Here is a 2,564-nt window from a genome sequence, read left to right as displayed (position 1 = left end):
GCCTGGCTCACCGGCTACCGGCGCATGACCATCCGCTACGAGCGCCACGGCGAACACTTCGCCGGCTTCCTTCACCTCGCCGCCGCACTCACCTGCTTCAAGAAGCTCCCCACATGAGACACGCTCTGAGTGTCCGCCCGCCTGATCATGCAGACGGTCAGCTGAGGCGGATCCCAATCCGTTGCAGGAGTGACCACTTCGTCGGCGCAGTGGTCGCGGAGCGTGTGCCGGGGAAGCATGGCGATACCTACGCGCGCCGCGACCATGAGCAGGCTCGTGTGCGGGCTCGTCGTCTCGTAGACGATGTCCTGGGCCGGCGGTGCGAACGCGGTGTCCACCAACTCACGCAGGGCGAAACCGTGCGCAGACACCACCCAGGACTGGCCTGCGAGGTCCTGAATTCCCACTGTCGACTTGCCGGCCAGAGGATGTCGCCGGGACACGCACAGCACGACCTCGTCGGAGATCAGGTCGGTTGCGGTGAGGCTTGCGTCGGAGGCCGGGTCGTTGGCCCTCACGACGAGTCCGAGGTCGAGTTCGCCGTTCGTCACGCTGTCGCGCACACCCTGGGAGCCCGATTCCCACACCGAGAAGCGCACGTTGGGGAACGAGTTCCGGTAGAGCGGAACCACTCTCGGTAGCAGTATCTGGCTGGCCGTCGTGACGGCACCCAGGCGCACGCTGCCGCTGCGCAGTCCGTTGATCAGCCCCGCCTCCTCGCGGAGCGCGCGATCGGCCTGCAACACCTGTCGAATGTGCGGTAGCAGAATCCGGGCCTCCGCGCTGGGTAGAACCCCGTTGGCGCGACGGATCAAGAGGACGACATTGAGGTCCTCCTCGAGGCGCCGGATCTGCTGGCTGAGAGTCGGCTGCCCGATGCCCACCTCCTGAGCGGCGTTGCGCAGCGAACCGAGGCGGATCGCTGATCTATCGGAATCTGCCCGAAAGCCCTCGGTGGCTGCTGCTGAAGGGTCGCGCAGACGAAGCGCGGGCACTGGTCGAGCAGTTGGAACGCGAGGCCGGGTACAACCACGAGAATGAGCTCGTGCACCCCGAGGTCGCCGCCGTCGTGCGCGCCGAGTACGAGTCCGGCGCCGAACGAGGAAGCGGGACAAAGGATCTGTTTCGCAGACCGTTGCTCGGCAGATTCGTGCTGTGCCTGCTGATCTGCGCCGGTGCAAGCGCGGGCGCCTATGTGCTCTTGGTCTACGCCTCGGTCATGTACGCGGATATGGGGATGACAACCCAGGGAGCGTTGGTGACCACCATCGGAATCATCATTGCCGGCGCAGTGGGGGCGATCGCGGTGGGACAGTTCGCCGACAGGCTCGGCCGCAAGAAGACTTTTCTTCTCTACAGCGTCGGCGCCATCTTCGGGTTCAGCGCGCTCGGACTGTCTCAGAACATCGCTCTCGCTGTCGCGTGCGGGTTTGTCAGCGCGTTCTTCTGCACGGGTTTGGTTCCCTTCACCAAACTGTTCACGTCCGAGCAATTCCCCACCCATGCGAGGGGAACCGCCGCGGGATTCGTGGAATCCGCGAGCAGGTGCTTCGGCGGAGTCCTCGTCGTCGCGTCGATCCCTTTCATCCAGACGAAGCTGGGGACGAGTGCACCGTTCTGGCTCATCTGCGCGATCTTCCTTGTGTGCCTCGGACCCGTCATGCTCTGCGCTCGTGAAACCCGTGGCATGAGCATCGACCAAGCAGGAGCGGCTTGAGCGTCAACCTTGTTTCGACGTAGGAGTTCAGGTCGGCCCGACACGGGCATTCCGCACCACTGGTGGTGACAGAATGGCGACTACGGGTGATCCGAGTCGACGGGAGAGGTCGTGGACGGAATGGTCGGCGCTCCTCGGCGACGCAGGCGAGCGGCCTGGATTGCCGTGGCCGCGATGCTCCCGTGGCGGTGTGCGGGCAGTCACGGAGTGATTCCGCCGTCCACGACGCCCCGTTGGGAAAACCCACGGTGAGTGTCGGGAAGGGACCACTCTCGATGTGACGGTGGACCCGTCCACGGGTATCGCCTACGTCACCAGCCCGTCACCCGACCAGCCACACCGCGTACGTCGTTTTCGCCCCGTGCGGTCAGGTCCACTCCCGAACCGACAATTGTTCCGGTCCGTCGACTCGGCGCAAGTCGAGTGGAAGGTGAGATGGGCGCGCCGCCGCAAGAGAGGGTCCTGACCGAGGGGAAGTGGGCCGCGCTGACACCCGGCACGTCTGAGAGGGCGTTGAACACTGTGATCGAGCCGATCGTGTAGGTCACCCGGTGCTCCACGAACGTGTCCAGTGCGACGGCTGCGTCGAACCGATTCGCTCAGACGAGCAATATCTCGAGCGGCTAGGTCCGCGCCGTCAGTGAAACGACTGCTGGATCATTGCAATGCCACCGAGGTCCGGTCGTGCGCTCGCCGCGCGAGACCTCCTACTTCCGGCGGCGCCACAGTGGTGCGGGGTCCGGGCCCTCCTCGCCCTGCTGCTGCGCACCCCGGAAGCGTGCCGCGAAGACGATCCAGCCGATGGTGGCCATGAGCAGGAAGCTGACCAGGCGGTAGACGACGATCG

The 2,564-nt window shown here is 65.2% G+C and carries 2 protein-coding genes and 2 pseudogenes; 1 reads left to right on the top strand and 3 read right to left on the bottom strand.

The features are described 5' to 3' along the window. Nucleotides 1-71 precede the first annotated feature (71 nt). On the bottom strand, nucleotides 72-995 hold the full coding sequence (locus tag HGB39_RS37895) for a LysR family transcriptional regulator (protein ID WP_267204265.1): 924 nt from the start codon (nucleotides 993-995) through the stop codon (nucleotides 72-74). Here HGB39_RS37895 and HGB39_RS37890 point away from each other — a divergent pair. Beyond that, nucleotides 923-1,717, top strand: coding sequence for an MFS transporter (locus HGB39_RS37890; RefSeq protein ID WP_312029828.1), 795 nt, complete (start codon nucleotides 923-925; stop codon nucleotides 1,715-1,717). The genes HGB39_RS37895 and HGB39_RS37890 overlap by 73 nt on opposite strands. A gap of 365 nt (nucleotides 1,718-2,082) precedes the next feature. Here HGB39_RS37890 and HGB39_RS39490 read toward each other — a convergent pair. Both HGB39_RS39490 and HGB39_RS40105 read right to left on the bottom strand, forming a co-directional pair. Further along, nucleotides 2,083-2,316: pseudogene (locus HGB39_RS39490) on the bottom strand (long-chain fatty acid--CoA ligase); the annotation flags it as partial. Nucleotides 2,317-2,424: 108 nt separating this feature from the next. Then, a pseudogene (locus HGB39_RS40105) lies at nucleotides 2,425-2,564 on the bottom strand (TIGR00374 family protein); the annotation flags it as partial.

This window comes from Rhodococcus opacus (assembly GCF_012396235.1).
Lineage (GTDB): Bacteria > Actinomycetota > Actinomycetes > Mycobacteriales > Mycobacteriaceae > Rhodococcus_F > Rhodococcus_F opacus.
Note: the sequence above shows the minus strand (reverse complement) of the source record. Positions and strands in the feature narration are given on the sequence as shown.